Raw genomic sequence first — 19,497 nt, forward strand, 5'->3', positions numbered from 1 at the left:
CCCGCTCTCGTTCCGGTCCCTCAGGGCTGCGACGGCTTCGCGAGAACCAGGTCGATGGCGGCGGAGCGGTCGAGCGCCGCGCCGCGCTCGTACGCCTCCTGGAACGCCTTGTCGCCCAGTGCCTCCCGTGTCCGCTCGGGCGTGCGCAGCGCGGTGTCGTAGCCCCGGCGGTCCTCGGTGCCGAGCAGCGAGACGGCCGCGCCCAGCAGCAACGCGGCGCGCGTCGCGTCCCCGTCCGCGAGGGCGGTCGCCGCGCGGACCCGGGCGGCCACGGCCAGGTTCGGGTCCGCCGCGCCCTCGATGTTGGTGGCCGTCAGCGCATCGAGCCGGCGATGCGCCAGCGCCGCGTTGCCGTCGGCGAGGGCGGCAATGGCGCGCAGCGCCGCGCCCCACACCTGCACCCGCGAATCCACCGCGCTGCCGGCGAAGGCTTGTTCCGCGGCGGTGAGCTCGCTCAGCGCCGCTTCCCGATCGCCGGCGCAGAACAGGACCTGGGCGCGGGACCAACGCACGTACGCGGTGGTGTGCGGATGGCGTTCGGTGTCGGCCCGCTCCTCGCCGAGACGGATCGCCTCCCATGCCTGGTCGATCGCACCGGCGGCGACCGTGCCGTCGTCACGGGTGCCGCCCCGCGCGATGACGAGGGCGAGCTCGGCGTAGGTCTCGGCGGTGTCGGCGGCGGTGCCGAGCTCGTCGAACAGCCGCGCGGCCTGCGCGAGCGCGTCCTTGGCCTCGTCCTGTTCTCCTTGGCGCGCCCAGTATTCGGCGCGCATCCGCAGGGCCGATGCCAGACCGAAGCGTTCGCCGAGCTTCGCGAACTCGGCTTCGGCCCGCTCGACCTGCCTGAGGCCTTCGACGCCGGTCGCGCCCTCGCCGACGGCGGCCGCGGTGAGCAGGATGACGCCCAGTTCCCAGCCTTCGGCCGATTCGAGGTCGCCGGCGATGGTCGGGTCGGAGAGGAACGCGGGGGCGATGGCCAGGAGCGAGCGTCCGGCTATCGGGCCGTTCGCCTTGCGTCCCAGTGCAATGCCCTCGGCGATCGAACGGGCGCCGGCATCGAGGTTGCCGAGTTCGGTCTCCGCCATGCCCGTCGTCAGCAGGACCGCGGGGAGGAGCGGTTCGGGGATCTCGCCGGGCAGCCGCAGGATCGCCGGGAACCAGTGCTGGAGTTGGGTGCGGAAGCCGCGGAGGTGCCAGAACCAGAACAGAGCCGCGATCATTCGCAGGCCGGTCTCTTTGTCCCCGACCGCGACTGATCGGCCGAGGAGCGCGAGCAGGTTGTCGTGTTCGGCGTCCAGTCGCGCCATCGCCTCGATCTGCTCGGCCGACCGGATCTCGTCGTCGGAGCGTTCGACCAGGTCGATGCAATAGCGGACCATGGCGTCCCGTTCGGCTGCGGCGCTGTCGCTCTGGTCCAGTCGCGCCTCCGCGTAGGAGCGGATGGTCTCCAGCATCCGGTACCGCTCGCCGTCGCGTTCCACTAGGGACTTGTCGACGAGTCCGGTGAGCGCGTCCAGGTCGCCGACCCGGTCCAGGCCGATGCCCCCGGGGTAAATCGACATGCGCATGGCAAGGGCCCGTTCGGCATCCGAGAGCAGCTCCCAGCTCCAGGCGATGACGGCCTCGAGGGTGCGGTGCCGGGCGGGCGCGGTGCGGTCGGACCCGGCGAGGAGGGCGAACCGGTCGTCAAGGCGGGTGGCGATCTGAGCCGCGTCGAGGGCCCGCATGCGCGCGGCGGCGAGTTCGACCGCGAGCGGCAGTCCGTCGAGGCGGCGACAGATCTCCACCACCGCTTCGGTATTGGACGCGTCGAGCTTGAAATCGGGGCGCACGGCCGCGGCCCGCTCGCAGAACAGCCTCACCGCCGCACTCGCTTCTGGACGGTCGGCCGAGATCGGCAGCGGCGGGATCGGGAAGAGACGTTCCCCGCCGATCGCGAGGGCCTCGCGGCTGGTGGCGAGGACGCGCAGGCCCGGGCAGGAGCCGAGCAGCCGGGCGGCGAGCTCGGCGGCGGCGTCGATGCGGTGCTCGCAGTTGTCGAGGACGATGAGGGCGTCCTGGTCGGCGAAGTACTCCTCCAGGCGCGAGGCGGCGTCGTGCGCGGACGGCTCCAGCAGCCCGGCTTCGCGGGCGCCGATGGCCCGCAGGACCGCGGGCGCGAGGTCGGCGTCGTCGCCCACCGCCGCGAGCTCGACCAGCCACACTCCATGTGGCGCAAGGCCCGACATCTCGGCGGCCGCCTCGACGGCGAGTCGGGTCTTGCCCGCGCCACCGGGCCCGGTGACGGTGACCAGGCGGGCGGCGGCCACCGCCTCGACGAGCGCGGCGAGGTCGGTTTCGCGCCCGATGAAGCTCGTCAGCTGTGCTTTCAGGTTGGTGCGGCGGCGCTCGGCACGCTCGGCCGGGGCCGCGCTCTGACGCAGGATCTGGAGGTGCAGCTCGGCGAGTTCGGTCGAGGGATCGGCGCCGAGCTCTTCGGCGAGGCGCTCACGGGCCCGCTCGTACACGTCGAGCGCCTCGGCTGGCCGGCCAGTCGCATACAGCGCACGCATGAGCAGCGCCTGCCACCGCTCGTCGAGCGGATGCGCGCCGGCCAGCGGTTCGAGCTCGGCGAGCACGTCGGTCCCTGTCGTGATCTCGAGCGCGAGCCGCTCGCGTGTGGTCTCATTCCGCAAGCGCTCCAGCCGGACCGCTTCGTTCTCGGCGAACCGCAGGTGCAGCAGGTCGGCCATTGCCGTTCCCCGCCAAAGGGATTCGGACTCGCGAAGCGCGGCGAGGTCGCCGTTCCGGCGGCCGGTCTCGGCGAGCCGCTCGAACCGCACCACGTCCACGTCCCCGGGCTCCATCGCGAGGCGGTATCCGGCGGCGCCGCGCGTGAGCCGTTCCGCGCCGATCGCGCGTCGGACCCGGGACACCAAGGCCTGCAGTGCGTTCGCAGAGGGCGCGTCGTCTTCCCAGATCGCGTCGAGGAGCGAGTCGGCCGTGACTTCGCGGCCCGGTTCGAGGGCGAGGCGGGCGACGAGCGCGCGCAGCCGCGCACCGGAGAGTTCGACGGGCTGGTTGTCGGCGTCGCGGATCTCGAAGGGACCGAGGAGGAGTACGCGCATGGGACCAAGTGTGCCTGGGAGGGGAGTGGTCGCGGAAATGGAGGTCGGCGCAGCATGGCTGCCGCGCCCCGCGCCCCGCGCCCCGCGCCCCGCGCCCCGCGCCCCGCGCCCAATGCCGCCACACACTTGGGCGCGGCGGCATCGGGCCGTATCTTGTCGTACCCCTGTGGGACGGTGTCCTTTTCACTGGTAGTGGTGAAGGTGGTATCGGGCGGGTACCCGGGGCCACCCGTACGGCCGGGTCGCGGCCGGACCAGACCTCCGCCGCAACCGGCCCGAGGCGGGACCGACTTCGCCGCTCAGGCGCGCCCGCGAACCCTGCGGAACTGGCGTCCGGCGAGGTCGACGCCGGTGACCGCGCCGTGCTCGTCTCGGGCGAAGTAGCCGCGCTGGCCCTGGAGCGGGCCCTCGGTGACGATGTAGTCGTCGCCGTCGTCAGTGAGGAAACCCATATGCGCGGGTTCGCAGTCGGCGGGCATCTCCGCCTGAGAGGCCGCGCGCAGCTCGGGCCTGATCCGGGCCGCGAGGCTCAGGCGCCCGCCTTCGTCGACGACGCTCACGATCATCATGTCCACCTCGTAGTCGCCGACGACCTCGGCGGCGCGGTCCACGTCGAAGGCCACCGGCTCGGGGTCGCGGTCGACCAGGCCCAGGTAGTGCTCCAGCGCCCAGCGGATGACCGCCAGGTTGCAAGGCGTGCCGCCGGGTTCGGCGTTGGTGGTGACGGCGATCGCGAAGTCGTGCTCGGGCAGGGCGATGAAGTCCGCGAACTGGCCGATGGACGACCCGCCGTGCGCGAAGGTGGCCGCGCCGTCGATCTCGCGCAGGAACCAGCAGATGCCGAACCCGTCGCCGAGGGAACTGCCGCGCAGCTCGACCGTTTGCCGCCGCATCGCCTGCAGCGCTTCCGCGGAGACGATGCGCTCGCCCGACTCGGCGCGGCCGTCACCGAGATGGAAGCGGGCCCAGCGGACGAGGTCGCGGGCGGTGGACGCGCCGCCGCCACCGGGGTTCTGGGCGCGGTGGACCTTCCAGGTGGAGGAGACGGCGGTGCCGTCGTCGGTGACGCTGTGGCCGAGGGAGAACTTGCGGGTCATGGCCTCGGCGGCGAAGAACGTGGTGTTCTCGAGCCCGAGCGGTTCGAAGAGGAGATCGGCGATCGCCTGCTCGTAGGTCCTGCCAGTGACGACCTCGATGACGCGGCCGAGGAGGTTGTATCCGGCCTGGCTGTACGAGGCCCGCTCGCCGGGTGCGCCGATGAGCGTGAGCTCATCGAGGTTGTCCACATAGTTCTTGAGGGCGTCGTCGCCGTCGCCGGTGTCGCGGAGCATCCAGGTGTCCAGGCCCGCAGTGTGGTTGAGCAGGTTGCCGACCGTGATGGTGGCGGCGGCGCGCTCGTCGGCGAGGCGCAGCTCGGGAAGGTAGCGGCGCACCGGGGCGTCGAAGTCGACCCTGCCCTGCTCGGCGAGGATCACGAGCGCGGTCGCCGTGAAGCTCTTGGTGGTCGAGCCGAGGGTGAAGATGGTGTCCTCATCGACCGGGAGCGGATTCGCGACGCTGGTGACGCCGTGGGAGGCGTAGATCTCGCGGCCCTGGTGAAAGATGCCGACCGCGATGCCGGGAACCGCGTACTCGGCGGCGGACTTGGCGACGATCTGGTGAAGTTCGTTGGCGGTCATGGCGGTTCCCTTCGCGGATGCGGTGCCCCGGGGTTCCCGGAAGCGGTGTCGAGGAGAACGATCGCCGCGAGCGCTGACACGGCACTGACGCGCGGCTGACGACGCCTCCGAAACGAGACCGCCGTGAGCGTCCCCACAGGTCAGTGCCTGAACGGGCGAAATTGTCGTACCCCGCTTCTACGGTTGCGGAGGCAATTGAATAGCGCGCGCAACGCCCGGCGGGCGGGGCGCGAAGACCGATCGGACGATGCGATGGCAGCGAAACCATCAGACGGTTCACGGAACCAGGCCGGCCTTGAGGTGATCACCCGGGCTTTGCCGTTCGAGACCATCCCCGACGAGCCGCTGCGAGCACATTTCGCCCGGTGGTTGATCGAATCTCTCAGCAACACGGCCCGACCCGGGCCGATCCCGGCACCCGAATCCGACGCCGACCCACCAGTTCGCACATCGGCATCCGAAACGCACGCAACATCGCCCACGGTCGGAGCCGACACCCGCCCGCCGGGATCCGGCTCACCGCCCGAGGTCGCACCCGAAGCGGAGCAATCGGACGATCCGCTCAGGGCCGATCCGTTGCCTCTTGAGTGGCAGGGTCCGCCCGCTCCTCCCAGACCTCAGTTCGTGCGGCAGCGCGACGGCACGGTCTGGGTGACCAAACCGATCCTGCGCTCACGCGGCTGGACCGATACGGCGGTTCGCGACTTCCTGCCAGAACCCGAAGGGCTGAAACCGAACCCGCGCTTCGCGGCCACCGGATCGCCCATGCCGGTCTGGCGGCCCGCGACCGTGGCGGCGGCCGAGGCCGATCCGGAGTGGCAGGCCTGGCTGGAACGGTCGCTACAGCGGCGACAGACCACGCTCGAAGCGCTCGCCGGGACCGACGACGACGAGTTCCGCGCGCGGCTCGACGCGGCACGAGTGGCGATCGAGTCAGCTTGATGATTCGACGATGCCTGGACCGCTGATCTCTTAGGTTGGAAGGCGGCCTGAGTGGTCCGTGTCGATGCGGACCATGGGCGCAACCGAGGAGAGTGCCGGTCATGACTGATTTCGCATTCGCGGGGAAGACCTTCGAGGTCCGGTTGGACAACGGTGTGGTCTTTCACAACACCTATGCGGCGGAGGGGAACAAGCTCCAGTACGCGGAGATCGACGGCGCCACCGAGGGCGCTTCAGAGGAGGTGGATCTGTATGTCGCCGAGGTCGCGTCCCGGACCTACTTGGTGGGTTGGAACGAGGTCTCGGGGACGGTCGTGACCCATTTGATGGATTTCAAGAACAAGAGGATCACGGCGTTCTGGTCGTTCGACACCGGCGGCGGCCGGACCGGCGAGGTGCATTCCGGAACTTTCGCGCAGGTGGCGTAGGCGAAGACGAGATCGATTTCGGTCGCGGCGATGAGGTGGACCGACGCCATCAGTGATGAGGGTGGTGACCAGATGGTCAAGATCGGTCGCCGCAACGCCGCAACGCCGCAACGCCGCAACGCCGCAACGCCGCTTAGGACAGTTTGAAGCCGGCCGCGGTCGCCAGTTCTCCGGCGATGTCCACCGCCTGATCCGCGGTGATGAGCGCGCCGCGCAGGCTCATGAGCCCGGTGATGCCCGACAGCTGAGAGCGCCGCAAGTCGCAGCCCTTGGCGTTGGCGACCCGCGAGAAGTCCGAGCCGGGGAACGTGCAGTCGATGAACACGGTCTTCGACAGGTCGCCCAGGAAGGTCGCGTTCATGAATCTGCACCGTTCGAAGACCACCGGGCCTTTGGCGGTCCCGATCGAGATCCCGGCGAAATCGGCCCGGCAGTCGGCGATGTAGACGTCCTGGGCGAGCGAGAACTGCGCCTGCCAGCCCACCAGGTTGCTCTCGGTGATCTCCAGCCGTCGCGCGGTGGCTCGCTCCCAGCGGCCGTTCGCCAGTACCGAGCGTTCGACGGTCACGTCCACGATCTCGAAGGGCGACAACACCGTCCCCGAAAAGTCGACGCTGCGCAGAAGCGATTGCTCGAGACTGCCGTCGCCGTGCCCGCTGATCCATTGGAGGCCGTCGGCGAGGCGCTCGCTCAGCTCGAAGTCCGGTTCGGGCTCCTCATCGAAAGGCCGCAGCCGGTCGGATTCCCACAGCGGCTTGCGCATCGAACGCTTGTCGTCGATCTTCCGGAACTTCAACGGGCCTCCTTGGTGGTCGCGAACCTCGGCAGGTTACGCGGCGCCACCGACAATTCCACGGTCCTGACCGGACCCTGGGCTCGGGTGTGCCGAAAATGTGGGCCCCCGAACACAAGGGTGACCGGCGGGTACGACAATTTCTTAGCCGCTCTGCCGCCCCGGCCCCGGGGTCGCGTGTGTCCGGTCCGAGACCCCCGATGCAAGGCTGGCTCGGGGGCACGACAATCCGCAGGGCGCAGGGCGCAGGGTTGCCTCAGGCCCAGGGGCGCTGGTCGAGCAGCGCTCTGACCGTCTCGATGTACTGCGGGTTGGTGTAGTCGGGGTCGCCGCCGGCGTCCAGGACGGCCTCGACCGTGCCGAAGCCGGCCTGGTACGCCGAGATCACGGCGTTGAGCAGGCAGCGTTCGAGATGGTCGGGCACCTCGCCATCGTTGCCGCAGTCGTCCTCGAGCGAGTAGCTGCCCGGGTCGTCGCCGCCGAAGTAGTTCACCGAGAAGTACTTCGCCAGCCACTGCAGCTGGGCGCTGCCGAGCATCGCGTTCTGCTCCACGCCCGTGCGGTCCAGGTCGAGCTCGAACCGGGTGTTGATGAACTCCTCGGTCTCCGGCTGGATCTGCATGAGGCCGGTCCCGCCGTCGCAGGCCACGATGTCCGACTGCCATCCGCTCTCCATCCAGGCGATGGCCTTGACCAGGTCGTCCGGGACCTCGACGCTCGAGTTCGTCCAGAACTGCGTGCCCGCAGCTTCCTCAAGGGCCGCTTCGGCCTTCGAAGCCGAGGCCGCGCCACCGTCGAGGTACGTGGTGCACGGCGGGTGCTCCGATGGCGGCACGGTCGGCAGCGCCGGGCTCGTGGCCTCCGTGCTGGTCTCCGCGGCGCTGGTCGGATCCGCAGTGGTCGGGGCGGGCTCGTCGGTCAGCTCGGGGCTCGGAGTGCTGCTCGTCGTCGCCGGGTCGGGTTCGGTCGTGGCGGCCGCCGAGGTGCCGCCCTCGCCGCCAGAAGGGAGAAGGAGGAACACACCGATCGCGACCGCGGCGGACAGCAGCACGAAGACCACGATCCAGGTGCCGGTGGCACGGTCGGACTCAGGAAGCTCATCGGTCATGGAGGGAGTCCTTCACTGAACGTCACGCCTACTGCCTGCAGCGTACCGATTTCGCGTCCAGAGTGGTGTGCCGGAAACCCGCTGAACGCGCAGCGGCGGCGTCTTCCATGTGCGACGCATCTCGCGGACGGCGACGATTAAGTATTTGAACGTGTTCAAGTACCAGAGTAGGGTTGGCCGCAAAGGAGGAGAGCCTCATGAAGATCGTCATCCCCGGTGGGACCGGCAATGTCGGCGCCGTCCTCGAACGCGGCCTCCTGGCCGCCGGTCACCGCCTCACCGTCCTCACCCGCAATCCCTCACGCCCCCACCACCTCCCCTGGGACGGCCGCGCCCTCGGCCCCTGGGCCGAGGCCATCGACGGCGCCGACGCCGTAATCAACCTCGCCGGACGCAGCGTCAACTGCCGCTACACACCCGAGAACCTCGCCGAGATGATGGACTCGCGCGTCGACTCCACCCGTGTCGTCGGCGAGGCCATCGCCGCCGCGGCCGAACCTCCGGCCGTGTGGCTTCAGATGAGCACCGCCACGATCTACGCGCACACCTTCGGCCGCGCCAACGACGAGGCCACCGGCGTCATCGGCGGCGGCGAGTCCGACGCACCCGCATACTGGGCCAAGAGCATCGACATCGCGCAGGCCTGGGAACACGCCCTCGACGAAGCCGACACGCCGCACACCCGCAAGGTCGCGCTGCGCACGGCGATGGTGATGAGCACCGACCGCGGCGCGGTCTTCGACCTGCTCTCGCGCATGACCCTGCTGGGCCTCGGCGGTCCCATCGGCGGCGGACGCCAGTTCATGTCGTGGATCCACGAAGAAGACTTCACGCGGGCGGTGCAGTTCCTGATCGAGCACGGCGAAATCGCGGGGCCGGTCAATCTCGCAGCGCCGCATCCGTTGCGGCAAAAGGACTTCATGCGGACCCTCCGCCGCGCCTGGGGCGGGTACCTCGGGTTGCCGGCGACGAAATGGATGGCAGAGATCGGCGCGTTCGCTCTCCGCAGCGACACCGAGCTGCTGTTGAAGAGCCGCCGTGTGATCCCCGGGCGCCTCACCGACGCCGGGTTCGACTTCGAACATCCCGCATGGGAAGCCGCGGCCGACGACCTCGCGCGGCGCACTGCCGCCGCTCGGAAGTGGCCGCTGCTGCGCCGCCCCGGACTCAAGGCCGTCCGGGCCCTGACCGGCAGCTGAAGTGCTGCTCTAGGACCGCGTGGCGCTCCGCGGCGATGGCTGCTGCGGCCGGACTCGGTCAAGCGGCGCAGAGGTTCGGCGGTATCGGTGTATGCGGCGATTGACGTGAGCCCACGGACTTGCGGTCGGGTCGCTCCCTCAAATGGTGGACGCGCCCCGGTGGGCCTCGGCGAACGCTGCCACCGCCATCGCGGCCGCGACCGCGGCGGCGGCCCAGCACACTGCGCTGAACGACATCGCATGCGCCAGAACCGATCCGATCCCGGCCGCGACCAGGTACACCGCCCACACCCCCGCCTGCAGCCGCGCCGAGCGAAACCCTTTTCGTCCGCCCGAGAGGTTGACGAACAACGCAATGAGCGTCCCAGTCAGGACCGTGGTCGACACACCCGAGAGCCCGATGCGGGCCGCATGAATGCTCTGGACGCCCATCGCGAAGGCCGCCAAGGTGATCGAATGCTCGAACCCCCGCGACAGGCCCGCCAGCGCGAGCACCACCACCTCGACCAGGAGAAGCAGCGGGACACCGAAGCTTGTGAGCACGTGGCGGCGCGTCGCGAACGAGGCGAGCACAGCGCCCAGCGAGAACCCGAGTAGCGACCATAGCGGACCGATGGGGGACAGGCCGTCTTCGCGCCCGGTCATCTCGCCGGACAGGGCGACCGCGAGCAGGACCGCGTTGCCGGTCTGGTTCGCGACGAACTGCTGGCTCAGGCTGAGGAACCCGGCGCCGTCGACCGCCCCGGCGATCGCGGTGAGCACGAGGGCGGTCCACGCGTGCGCGTAGGTGGGGGCGGCGGACTTCATTGGACGCCGGTGTCTCGGTGCGGCCCTGCGGGTGCGGACGGGCCGAGGAGGTGCCACATGCGGCCCAGGCTAACGCCGATGTCCATGCTTCCCCCGCCGACCCGCCGGACGCTTCGACCTGGCGGACCCCACACGCCCCGGTCCGCTGCTCCTGCCCTGCTCGGTCGAGCCGACGATCGCTCCGGGTCGGTCGAGCCGCTATTCCGATTGCACTCGCCTTCGGCACCCGGCGATCAGTGCCACTGAACCGCTCGCCACCAGTACGGTTGCCGCGATCACGACAGTCCGCAGATGCTCACCGGTGGTCGCCAGGCGGCCCGCGCGCAGGCGGGCGCGGTTCGGGATCAGATCGGGCACGACGGTTCGCCCTGAAGTGGACGGTGGTCGACTGCGGTGGGGGAGTCGGGGCCGAGCGTAACAGCGCGGGCATCGATGCATTGGCGTAGAACACCCGGAATGGACGGATGGTCCGACCCTGGGCGGGTTGCGGCGAGCCCTCCTCCACGGTGATCCGGAGCCTTGCGGCCCCGGTTTCGTTCCTGGAGGATTGGCGTTGCGGGACAAGCGAACCCATCTCTTGCGTCCATTCCCCACGCGACCGTCCCTCGCACACGACAAAGGAGAATCCCACATGGAGCAACCGAACGAGCGCCACGAGCGCGGGCTTAAGACCCTGCAGCACCTCTCGGGCGAGGCCGAACCCACGGTCGTCACCTCATTGGCCGACATCGCCCCCGACCTGGGCCGGTTCATCGCCGAATTCGCCTACGGGGACGTCCTCACCCGTCCCGAACTCGACCTGCGCGACCGCGAGCTCGTGACCATCGGAGCGCTGGCCGCGCTGGGCAACGCCGCCCCGCAGCTGCGCTTCCACATCAACGGCGCGCTCAACGCGGGCTGCACCAGGACCGAGGTGATCGAGGCGCTCATCCAGATCGCCGTCTACGCGGGCTTCCCTGCCGCCATCAACGCGGTCGAGGCCGCCAGGGAGGTCTTCGCAGCCAGAGATGCCGAGCGCTGACGACCCGAACACCGCCGAGGGCGGACGCCGATCGCGGCGTCCGCCCTCGGCGGTCTGAAAGTCGTCCCGGCCTACAGGTACTGGCCGACGTGCTGCTGCGGGATCGCCGGTTCCGTCGTGGTCGGGTCCGTGCCGCTGCGCCGCGCGTACAGCTCGGCGAGGGTCATCGGTTCGCGCACCGTCTCGCCGCCGAGCCAGTCGCTCGACTCGGGGGCCGACAGCGCCCCGACCTCGATCTGCGCCAGGCACCGGCCCGGGCGCACGACTGCCGGGTGCAGCCGGTCCAGCCGTTCGTTCGTGGTGATCGCGACCATGATCTCGCGGCCCTGCCCGAGCAGCCCGTCCGTCAGGTTCAGCAATCGCGCGAGCGACTGGCCCGACGCCTCCTTGGCCTCGCCGCGGATGAGCTCGTCGCAGTCCTCCAAGACCATGAGCCGCCAGTGCCCGCGCCGCGGCGCGTCCGGGTCCAGGTCGGCGTCCAGCATGAGGTCCATCTCCGACCCGATGATGACCTCCATCAGGTAGGACGGGTCGGCGAAGAACGCCTCAGGGTCGAGCACCGTGTCCACCTGGCACCACGGCGCCCACTCCCGGGCGAGCGCCCGCAGCGCCGTCGTCTTGCCCGTCCCGGGCGGGCCGTGGAGCAGCACGAGCCGCCCGGCCACGTCCGAAGCCTGCGTCGCCATGAGCTTCCCCAGCGCCGACCCGGCGTTCGAGGAGTAGTTCCGCTCGATCTCCGGCCAGCGCGGCGCGGTGATCGACCGCGTGGAACGGAAGGGCCCGCGCGCCGACCGGTACCAGAAGCCCATGTCGACCTTGTCCTCGCCGACCTCCTCAACCGAACCGGTCCGGTCGGTGAGGTACGCGGCGATCTCCTCGGCCCGCTCGCGCGTCGCGGCGGTCACCACCGCCTGGCCCGAGCCGTCGCGCCACCGCTGCGTCCGCAGCGTCCAGCCGTCGCCGGTCACCAGTTGCAGAAAAGAAGCCCCGGAAATCGACCGGACGAGTGAACCGCCCTCGGGGATGAGGTCCACGTCGTCGGCGACCATGTCGAGCGCCCGCACCACCGCGTGGGGCTGCGACCCGGAGACGTACGCGTCCAGGGCCATGAGGTTCAGCACGTTCGACGGATCGTCCGAGCCGTCGAGCGTGAACTGCATGTTGCCGAGCACGCCGCCGCTCCCCTGAAGCAGGTTCATGATCTCACCGCGTCTTTCGATGATTCCCATCGCGATCCACCATAGAAAACTACGGCGACGCCTCCGCCGCCGTGACTGCCAAGGCACGGCCTCGCGCATGCCGCGCTCCGTGACCGTGCCTTATGACTGTGCCCTACAACCCCGACATGGCCGAAAGGCGCCCGGAGGGCGGGCCGCGGAGTTGTCGGAGATAACTGGACCCCACCCGGTGGGGCGTGAGCTGGAACAATCAGCCATGCTGGGATGCGTGACCGCATCGACCGAGACCAGCCAAAACACCGCCGCCACCATACCTGGCGGCGGCGCGGGGTCCCGAGGCGGGCCGCACGGCGGCACGCGTGGTCCCCGGCGCGGCAAGCGCGCGCTGGCGGTGGCCGCCGCGGCCCTCGCAGGGCTCGCCGTCGCCGTGATCGCGCTCGATCTCGGCGGGGCCGTGGACGTCGCGGCGCTGCCGGGACTGTCGACCGCCGACCCCGCGGTCACGTGGGCCGCGGGGCTCCTCAAATACGGTTACGACCTCGCGATGCTCGCCGCCGTCGGCTGCACGATCGCGGCCGCGTGCTTCCTGCCGGGACGCCAGGGCGACCGCGCCCGGCTCACCGGCCAGTCCTGGCGGTGGCTGCGCGTCGGCGCCGCCGCCTCGGGGCTGTGGGCGGTCCTGGCGCTCGCGAGCCTCCCGATCGACTTCGCGAACACGTTCGCCCGCCCGCTCGGCGGCGTCACCGCCATGGGCCTGTGGTCGTACGTGGGCCAATACGAGCAGGGCCAGGCGCTCGGGCTGACCGCGCTCCTGGCAACGGCGGCAGCGATCGTAGCGGCGCGGGCGTTCACGATTCCCGGCGCGGTGTGCGCCGCCGCCCTCGCCGTGGCCGCCGCGCTGCCGCCGGTCTTCACCGGCCACTCGGCGTCGAACGGCAACCACCAGATCGCCGTCGACGGCCTCCTCATCCACGTCGTCGCCGCCGCGTTCTGGGCGGGCGGCCTGTTCGCGCTGTTCATCGCCCGCCGCGACCCGTTCATCGCGGCCCGCCGGTACTCGCGGGCCGCCGTGTTCGCCTACGCCGCCATCGGCTTCTCGGGCCTCATCGTGTTCTGCGCCAACGTGAACCTCACCGACCTGTGGACGTCCTCGTACGGGCGCATCGCGCTCGCGAAACTCGCGGTGCTCGCGATCGGCGGCGTCTTCGGCTGGGCCCACCGCCGCTCCACCCTCCCCGCGGTCGCCGCGGGGGACCGGCGCGCCTTCACGCGCCTCGCCGCGGTCGAACTGGGGCTCATGGCGATCGCGTTCGGCCTCGCCTCGTCCCTGTCGGTCACGCCGCCGCCCGCCGAAGAGCTCCCCGACCCGAACACGGCCCTACTCGGCTTCCCCACGCCCGGCCCGATCAGCGTCGCGTCCGTCGCCCTCGACTGGTACCCGTCCGTGCTGTTCTGCACGGCCGCACTGGCACTGGTGGGCGCCTACATCGCGGGCGTGGTGCGGCTGCGCCGCCGCGGCGACACCTGGCCCTGGTACCGCACGGCCCTGTGGATCGCCGGGTGGGCTGCCATCGTCATCACCACGTCCTCCGGGCTGAGCAAGTACGGGATGGTGATGTTCAGCGCGCACATGGTGCAGCACATGGCGTTGAACATGCTCGCGCCGATCCTCCTCGTCCTCGCGGCGCCCGTCACGCTTGCGCTCCGCGCCCTCAAACCCGACCGCTCGGGCGGCCCGCGCGAATGGCTCCTCGCGGCCGTCCACAGCCGCTGGTCGCGTCTCGTCTCGCGCCCGCTCGTCGCCCTCTTCATCTACCTGACGAGCCTGTACCTCATGTACTTCACAGGCATGTTCGAGTGGGCGATGCGCTCGCACTTCGGGCACCTGTTCATGACGGCGCACTTCCTCGCCGCCGGGAGCCTCTTCTTCTGGGTCGTGATCGGCCCCGACCCGAAACCGCGCCCGCTCTCCTACCCCGCGAAGGTCCTGCTCTACTTCGTGTCGATCGTCTTTCACGCGATCTTCGGCCTCACACTCATGATGGGCACCAACCTGATCGCCGAAGGCTGGTACACCCAGATCGCCCTCCCCTGGATGGGCGACCTGCTCGCCGACCAGCGGGCCGGCGGCGGCATCGCGTGGGCGTTCGGCGAGATCCCGAGCCTCATCATCATCGGCGTCCTCATCGCCCAGTGGACGCGCGCGGACGAGCGCGAGGGCCGGCGCCTCGACCGGATGGCCGAGCGCGCCACTGCCAGCGGCCATCCCGAGGACGACCCGCACGAGGTGTACAACGCCTACCTCGCCGGCCTCGACCAGGAACGCCGCTGAGCAACCCGACTTTCGTCAGGGCGCAATCCGGTCGTTCGACAGATGCGGCCGCCCCGCCCCGACCGTAGGGTTGGCGCATGACCGCAGACAACGTTCGCTTCGAGACACTCGCCGTCCACGCCGCCGAGCCCCGACCCGCCCGTGACCGCTCCGTCGTCTTCCCCATCTACCAGGGCACGGTCTACGAGATCGAACCCGGCGGCGGCGTCGACTACCTGCGCTACTCCAACACGCCCACACAGACCTACGTGCAGGACAAGCTCGCCGCCCTCGAAGGCGCCGAAGCCGCCGTCGCCACCGCCTCCGGCATGGCCGCCATCAGCACCGCGCTCCACAGCGTCCTCGCCACCGGCGACCGGATCATCGTCGCCGGGAACATCTACGGCGGCACGCACGCCCTGCTCGCCGAGGAGGCCCGGCGGATCGGCTGGGGCGTCGACTTCGTGGACGCCTACGACCCCGCCACCTGGGAGGCCGCGCTGCGCCCGGAGACCAAGGCGGTCTACGTCGAGTCGATCACCAACCCGCTCATCAGGGTCGGCGACCTCGTCGGGCTCGCCGCCTTCGCCCGCGAACACGGCCTGACCTCGCTCATCGACAACACCTTCCCCACGCCGATGCTGTTCCGGCCCCACACGGTCGGCTACGACCTGGTGTGCCACTCGGCGACCAAGGCCCTCAACGGGCACTCCGACCTCGTCGCCGGGGTCGTCACGGGTTCGGCCGAGCGGATCGAGCGGGTGCGGCACCACCTGATGCTCTTCGGCGGCAGCCTCGACCCGCACACGGCGTTCCTGCTCGCGCGCGGCCTCAAGACCCTCGCCGTCAGGGTGAAGGCGCAGAACGAGAACGCGCTCGCGCTGGCGCGGTTCCTAGAGGGGCACAACGCGATCGCCGAGGTGCACTATCCGGGTCTGGAGTCGCACCCCGACCACGCGAGGGCCGTGGAGCTCTTCGCCGGGTTCGGTTCGATGCTGGCGTTTCGGCCCGCCGGGGGCCTGGAGGCGGCCGAGCGGTTGCTGAAGGCGTTGACCATCCCTTATTCGGCGGCGAGCCTCGGCGGGGTGGAGTCGCTGGTGACGCGTCCGGCGATCAGCAGCCACGCCAAGATGACCGCCGAGGAGCGGGCGGCGGCCGGCATCGGCGACGACCTCATCCGGTTCTCCACGGGCATCGAGGCCACCGAGGACCTCGTCGACGACTTCGGTCGGGCGCTCAGCGACTGACGCCGGGGTCAGGCCCGTTTGCTCCAGTGGGGCATGGGGACCGGGGCGAACCTGATCTTCGTGCCCGGCCTGGCCTGCGCCGCGGCGGCCTGCGCTTCGGGGCCGACGACGCCGATCACGGGGTAGCCGCCCGTGGTCGGGTGGTCGGCGCCGAAGAGGATCGGCTGCCCGCTCGGCGGCACCTGCAGGCCCCCCGCGACGATGCCCTCGCTCGGGAGTTCCGCGGTGTCGATGCGCCGCAACGTCGGTCCGTCGAGCCGCAGGCCGATCCGGTTGGAGTGCTCCGAGACCGTCCACACGCCGCGTGCCAGCTCGGCGACCGCCTCGGGCCGGAACCACTCCAGCCGCGGCCCCAGGTGGAGCTTCATGACGAGTTCCTCGCTCACCCCGGCCCACGGTGCGGGCCACTGCGTGGGCAGCGGCGGGTGCGCCGGGCTGGGGCCGAGCGGGATCGTGTCGCCGTCGGCCAGCGGCGCCGGGCCGAGCCCGGAGAGCAGGCATGTCGAGTGCGAGCCGAGGCTCGACTTCGGGTGCAGCCCACCGGAGAACGCCAGGTACGAGCGCACGCCGACCTCGGCGGGACCGGCGTCGAGCACCGACCCGGCCTTGAGCTTCACCGGCTGGCCCCAGGCCTCCGGGCGTCCGTCCACGGTGACCGGGCACGGGGCGCCGCCCACCACGACGGTGACGTTCCGGTGCGCCTTCACGGTGCACCCGGTCAGCGTCGTCTCGAGCGCGCAAGCCCCGGTCGGGTTGCCCGCCAACTGGTTCGCGAGCCGCCACGACGGCCGGTCGGCCGCCCCCGAAGGCGGCACCGCGAGGTGTCCCCAGCCGGGACGGCCGGCGTCCTGGCAGGTCGTCAGCGCGCCCGCGCGCAGGATCTCGATGTGGCTCATACCCGCACCGCCGCGAATCGGACCTTCGTGCCGGGCACCAGGAGCGCCGCGGGCTCGCGGTGCTCGTTCCACAGTCGACCCGGGTTCGTCATCGTCGCGATGAGCTGCCACCCGCCGGGACTCGTGCGCGGATACACGCCCGTGTAGGGCCCGGCGATCGCCACCGATCCGGCCGGGACCGAAGTCCGCGGGGTCTCGCGACGCGGCACCTGGTACTCCTCGGGCAGGCCCTCGAGGTACGCGAAGCCGGGCGAGAACCCGCAGAACGCCGCCTCGTACTCCACACTGGAATGAATATCGGCCACCTCGTCCGGGCTCACGCCCCACAGTCTCGCGACCGACTCCAGGTCGGGTCCGTCGTAGCAGACCGGGATCTCGACGGCCTCGCCCGCGGTCTCGGGTTCCTCCGTGAGCGGCCAGCCGGGAAGTTCGGCGGCCAGCAGCTCGGGTTCGTCGATGCCGTCGACGAGCACGGTGGTCGCGCCCGGTACCAGGTCGGCGGCCTCCAGGAGCCCGGACATGCGCCGGGACTGGAGCGAGCGGTAGCAGGCGCGCGCGACCGCGGTGGTGCCGCAGTCGATCAGGATGCCGCGCGGTCCGGCCGGAAGCGGCCGCAGTCGCTGTGCGGTGGTTCTGGTGCTCACGAGAAAGCCTCCACGTTGATGTCTCGCTCGAACAATGCGGCCCGGATCAACGCGGCGACCGCGACCGCGTCAGGACCATCTCCGTGCACGCAGATCGTTTCGGCCGCAACAGTAGTGAGCGTACCGTCGATCGCAGTCACGACCCCGTCCGCGGCGAGTGACACGGCCTGCGCGACGGCTTCGGAGAGGCCGAGCAGCGCACCGGGGAGATCGCGCGGCACGAGGTGCCCGTCAGGGAGGTACGCCCGGTCGGCGAAGGCCTCGCCCACGACCCGCAGCCCGGCCTCGGTCGCGAGGAGGTCGAGCGTGCTTCCGCGCTGGGTGAGCAGCGTGTCCACGCCGGCGAGTTGCACGCCTTCGATCACGGCCGCGGCCTGGACCGGATCGCGCCCGGCCCGATGGTAAAGCGCCCCATGCGGTTTCACGTAGGCCACGTCGCTGCCGGCGGCCTGGGCGAAGACCCGGAGCGCGCCGATCTGGTAGGCCACTTCGGCGGCCAGTTCCTCTGGTGGGACTTCGATCTCGCGCCGGCCGAATCCGGCGAGATCGCGATAGGACACCTGGGCGCCGATCCGCACGCCGTCAGCGGCGGCCAGGGCGGTGACGCGGCGCAGCGTGGCCGGGTCCCCGGCGTGGAAACCGCACGCGACATTCGCGCTCGTGACGATGCTCAGCAGTGCGACATCGTCCGTGAGCACCCAGCGACCGAAACCCTCCCCAAGGTCCGCGTTGAGGTCCATGGGTAAACGGTACCGGAGTGCGAGGTATTCGGGCGCTTCGGGAACAGGGGGAGAAACCCCACCCCCGCGCCACCCGTTCGGGTGACACGAATGCCGATCTGCCTCGTTCTTGTCGTACCGCCGCGCAACGCTGGGCGGTATCTTCCCCTCTCGTGGTGGGTGGGGGATGTGGATGGCGCACGGCGCCTCACTCATTTACGGCTCGCAAGCTTCACCGAGGCCGGCGAGCGACTTGCGGCAAGCGTTTTCTTTCGCTACGTTTCAAGCACCCCGCCGGGGCCGCCTTCCGGCCGCCGACTTCTTGGAGGAAGCATGACGACCGTTCCGACTTCGCCGCCGGCATCCGACCACCGCGCCCCCGCCCCGCTGTTCACCGACCCGGCCTTCGACGGCCCCACCGACCCCACCGTCGTCTTCGACCCCGACGGCGGCCTGTGGCACCTCCTCTACACCCAGCGCCGCGCCAACACCGCCGACGCGGGCGTGGCCTGGGTGCACGGCACCGGGATCGGCCGCGCCACGAGTCCCGACGGTCGCAAATGGACCTACACGGGCACGGTGGACCTCCCCGGCGCCGCGCCCGGCGACACCTGGTGGGCCCCCGAACTCCTGCGCCACGACGGCCGATGGCACATGTACGCCACCTACCTCGAAGGCATCCGCGAGGACTGGACCGGCCCCGCCGAGATCCGCCACTACACCTCCGCGGACCTCCAGGACTGGACCTACCGCTCCACGCTCGACCTCGACTCGGTGCGCGCCATCGACGCCACCGTCCACCGCCTCCCGGACGGCAAGTGGCGCATGTGGTTCAAGGACGAGACCCGCGAGAGCCGCATCCACACCGCCGAGTCCGAGGACCTCTTCGCCTGGACCCCGACCGGCCCCGCCGTCACCGACCAGGCCCAGGAGGGCCCCACGGTCTTCCCGCTCGGCGGCGTCTACTGGATGGTCACCGACGGCTGGTCCGGCCTCCTCGTCCACCGCTCCACCGACCTCGAGCACTGGCACCGCCAGCCCGTGCCGCTCCTCGCCGGGCCCGGCAAGCGCGCCTTCGACGAGGCCCTCGGCCACCACGCCATGGCCCTCACACAGGGTCTCGATGAGGGCTTCCTCTACTACTTCACCCACCCCGGCGGCGGGCGCCGCTCCACCGTCCAGGTCGCTCGCCTGCACGTCCGCGACGGCTGGCTGCGCTGCGAGCGCGACGAGCCCTTCGACTACCGGCCCGACCCGGCGAAGGCCCCGGCCTTCCGCGGCGGCGGCGGAGCTTGAGTCTGGAGCACGTCAGTGAGGCCCGAGTGCAATGTCGAATCCCCACCAATATGGACAGAGCCGACATGATGACTCTCTGTAAACGGGCTTGCCGAAATCCCTGGTAGACAGGCACTTTCGGG

The 19,497-nt window shown here is 70.7% G+C and carries 16 protein-coding genes; 7 read left to right on the forward strand and 9 right to left on the reverse strand.

Going from position 1 to position 19,497, the window contains the following annotated elements; genetic code table 11:
• Nucleotides 1-20: 20 nt before the first annotated feature.
• Entirely contained in the window at nucleotides 21-3,107 is a 3,087-nt protein-coding gene (locus ACFO8M_RS12025) for a BTAD domain-containing putative transcriptional regulator (protein WP_387975173.1), read from the reverse strand.
• Nucleotides 3,108-3,406: 299 nt separating this feature from the next.
• Nucleotides 3,407-4,786: a serine hydrolase domain-containing protein gene (locus ACFO8M_RS12030; RefSeq protein WP_387975176.1), complete on the reverse strand. Its 1,380-nt coding sequence runs from the start codon at nucleotides 4,784-4,786 to the stop codon at nucleotides 3,407-3,409.
• Nucleotides 4,787-5,038: 252 nt separating this feature from the next.
• Here ACFO8M_RS12030 and ACFO8M_RS12035 point away from each other — a divergent pair, with 252 nt between their 5' ends.
• The gene (locus tag ACFO8M_RS12035) at nucleotides 5,039-5,728 is read left to right on the forward strand and encodes a hypothetical protein (protein ID WP_387975179.1); all 690 of its coding nucleotides are present in this window, start codon (nucleotides 5,039-5,041) and stop codon (nucleotides 5,726-5,728) included.
• A 101-nt stretch (nucleotides 5,729-5,829) separates the two neighbouring features.
• Nucleotides 5,830-6,156: a MoaF-related domain-containing protein gene (locus ACFO8M_RS12040; protein WP_387975182.1), complete on the forward strand. Its 327-nt coding sequence runs from the start codon at nucleotides 5,830-5,832 to the stop codon at nucleotides 6,154-6,156.
• Nucleotides 6,157-6,289: 133 nt separating this feature from the next.
• Here ACFO8M_RS12040 and ACFO8M_RS12045 read toward each other — a convergent pair whose 3' ends face one another.
• Nucleotides 6,290-6,952, reverse strand: a complete 663-nt coding sequence (locus tag ACFO8M_RS12045; protein WP_387975185.1) for a pentapeptide repeat-containing protein — start codon at nucleotides 6,950-6,952, stop codon at nucleotides 6,290-6,292.
• A gap of 253 nt (nucleotides 6,953-7,205) precedes the next feature.
• Nucleotides 7,206-8,057, reverse strand: a complete 852-nt coding sequence (locus ACFO8M_RS12050; RefSeq protein WP_387975188.1) for a transglycosylase SLT domain-containing protein — start codon at nucleotides 8,055-8,057, stop codon at nucleotides 7,206-7,208.
• 197 nt (nucleotides 8,058-8,254) lie between these two features.
• Between ACFO8M_RS12050 and ACFO8M_RS12055 the strand changes: the two genes are divergently transcribed.
• Nucleotides 8,255-9,256: a TIGR01777 family oxidoreductase gene (locus ACFO8M_RS12055; RefSeq protein ID WP_387975191.1), complete on the forward strand. Its 1,002-nt coding sequence runs from the start codon at nucleotides 8,255-8,257 to the stop codon at nucleotides 9,254-9,256.
• Between the two features lie 138 nt (nucleotides 9,257-9,394).
• Here ACFO8M_RS12055 and ACFO8M_RS12060 read toward each other — a convergent pair whose 3' ends face one another.
• Complete coding sequence (locus tag ACFO8M_RS12060; RefSeq protein WP_387975194.1) at nucleotides 9,395-10,018, reverse strand: DUF1275 family protein; 624 nt, start codon at nucleotides 10,016-10,018, stop codon at nucleotides 9,395-9,397.
• Between the two features lie 676 nt (nucleotides 10,019-10,694).
• On the opposite strand from ACFO8M_RS12060, the gene ACFO8M_RS12065 reads away from it, so the two are divergent.
• The gene (locus ACFO8M_RS12065) at nucleotides 10,695-11,084 is read left to right on the forward strand and encodes a carboxymuconolactone decarboxylase family protein (protein WP_387975196.1); all 390 of its coding nucleotides are present in this window, start codon (nucleotides 10,695-10,697) and stop codon (nucleotides 11,082-11,084) included.
• Between the two features lie 71 nt (nucleotides 11,085-11,155).
• On the opposite strand, the gene ACFO8M_RS12070 is transcribed toward ACFO8M_RS12065, so the two are convergent.
• On the reverse strand, nucleotides 11,156-12,313 hold the full coding sequence (locus ACFO8M_RS12070) for a DUF5925 domain-containing protein (RefSeq protein WP_387975199.1): 1,158 nt from the start codon (nucleotides 12,311-12,313) through the stop codon (nucleotides 11,156-11,158).
• Between the two features lie 217 nt (nucleotides 12,314-12,530).
• Here ACFO8M_RS12070 and ACFO8M_RS12075 point away from each other — a divergent pair, with 217 nt between their 5' ends.
• A complete protein-coding gene (locus ACFO8M_RS12075) occupies nucleotides 12,531-14,594 on the forward strand; it encodes a cytochrome c oxidase assembly protein (RefSeq protein ID WP_387975201.1) in 2,064 nt (687 codons plus the stop codon).
• Nucleotides 14,595-14,671: 77 nt separating this feature from the next.
• Complete coding sequence (locus ACFO8M_RS12080) at nucleotides 14,672-15,820, forward strand: trans-sulfuration enzyme family protein (RefSeq protein WP_387975203.1); 1,149 nt, start codon at nucleotides 14,672-14,674, stop codon at nucleotides 15,818-15,820.
• An 8-nt stretch (nucleotides 15,821-15,828) separates the two neighbouring features.
• On the opposite strand, the gene ACFO8M_RS12085 is transcribed toward ACFO8M_RS12080, so the two are convergent.
• From ACFO8M_RS12085 to ACFO8M_RS12095, 3 genes are read right to left on the reverse strand one after another with little or no spacing between them, the layout of a single operon-like run.
• Nucleotides 15,829-16,716: a 5-oxoprolinase subunit C family protein gene (locus ACFO8M_RS12085; RefSeq protein WP_387975206.1), complete on the reverse strand. Its 888-nt coding sequence runs from the start codon at nucleotides 16,714-16,716 to the stop codon at nucleotides 15,829-15,831.
• On the reverse strand, nucleotides 16,713-17,360 hold the full coding sequence (locus tag ACFO8M_RS12090; RefSeq protein ID WP_387975208.1) for a 5-oxoprolinase subunit B family protein: 648 nt from the start codon (nucleotides 17,358-17,360) through the stop codon (nucleotides 16,713-16,715). The genes ACFO8M_RS12085 and ACFO8M_RS12090 overlap by 4 nt, the downstream gene beginning before the upstream one ends.
• Nucleotides 17,357-18,100: a LamB/YcsF family protein gene (locus ACFO8M_RS12095; protein ID WP_387975211.1), complete on the reverse strand. Its 744-nt coding sequence runs from the start codon at nucleotides 18,098-18,100 to the stop codon at nucleotides 17,357-17,359. The genes ACFO8M_RS12090 and ACFO8M_RS12095 overlap by 4 nt, the downstream gene beginning before the upstream one ends.
• A gap of 312 nt (nucleotides 18,101-18,412) precedes the next feature.
• Between ACFO8M_RS12095 and ACFO8M_RS12100 the strand changes: the two genes are divergently transcribed.
• A complete protein-coding gene (locus ACFO8M_RS12100) occupies nucleotides 18,413-19,375 on the forward strand; it encodes a glycosyl hydrolase (RefSeq protein ID WP_387975214.1) in 963 nt (320 codons plus the stop codon).
• Nucleotides 19,376-19,497 lie beyond the last annotated feature (122 nt).

The sequence above is a fragment of the Glycomyces rhizosphaerae genome, from assembly GCF_042647865.1.
Lineage (GTDB): Bacteria > Actinomycetota > Actinomycetes > Mycobacteriales > Micromonosporaceae > Glycomyces > Glycomyces rhizosphaerae.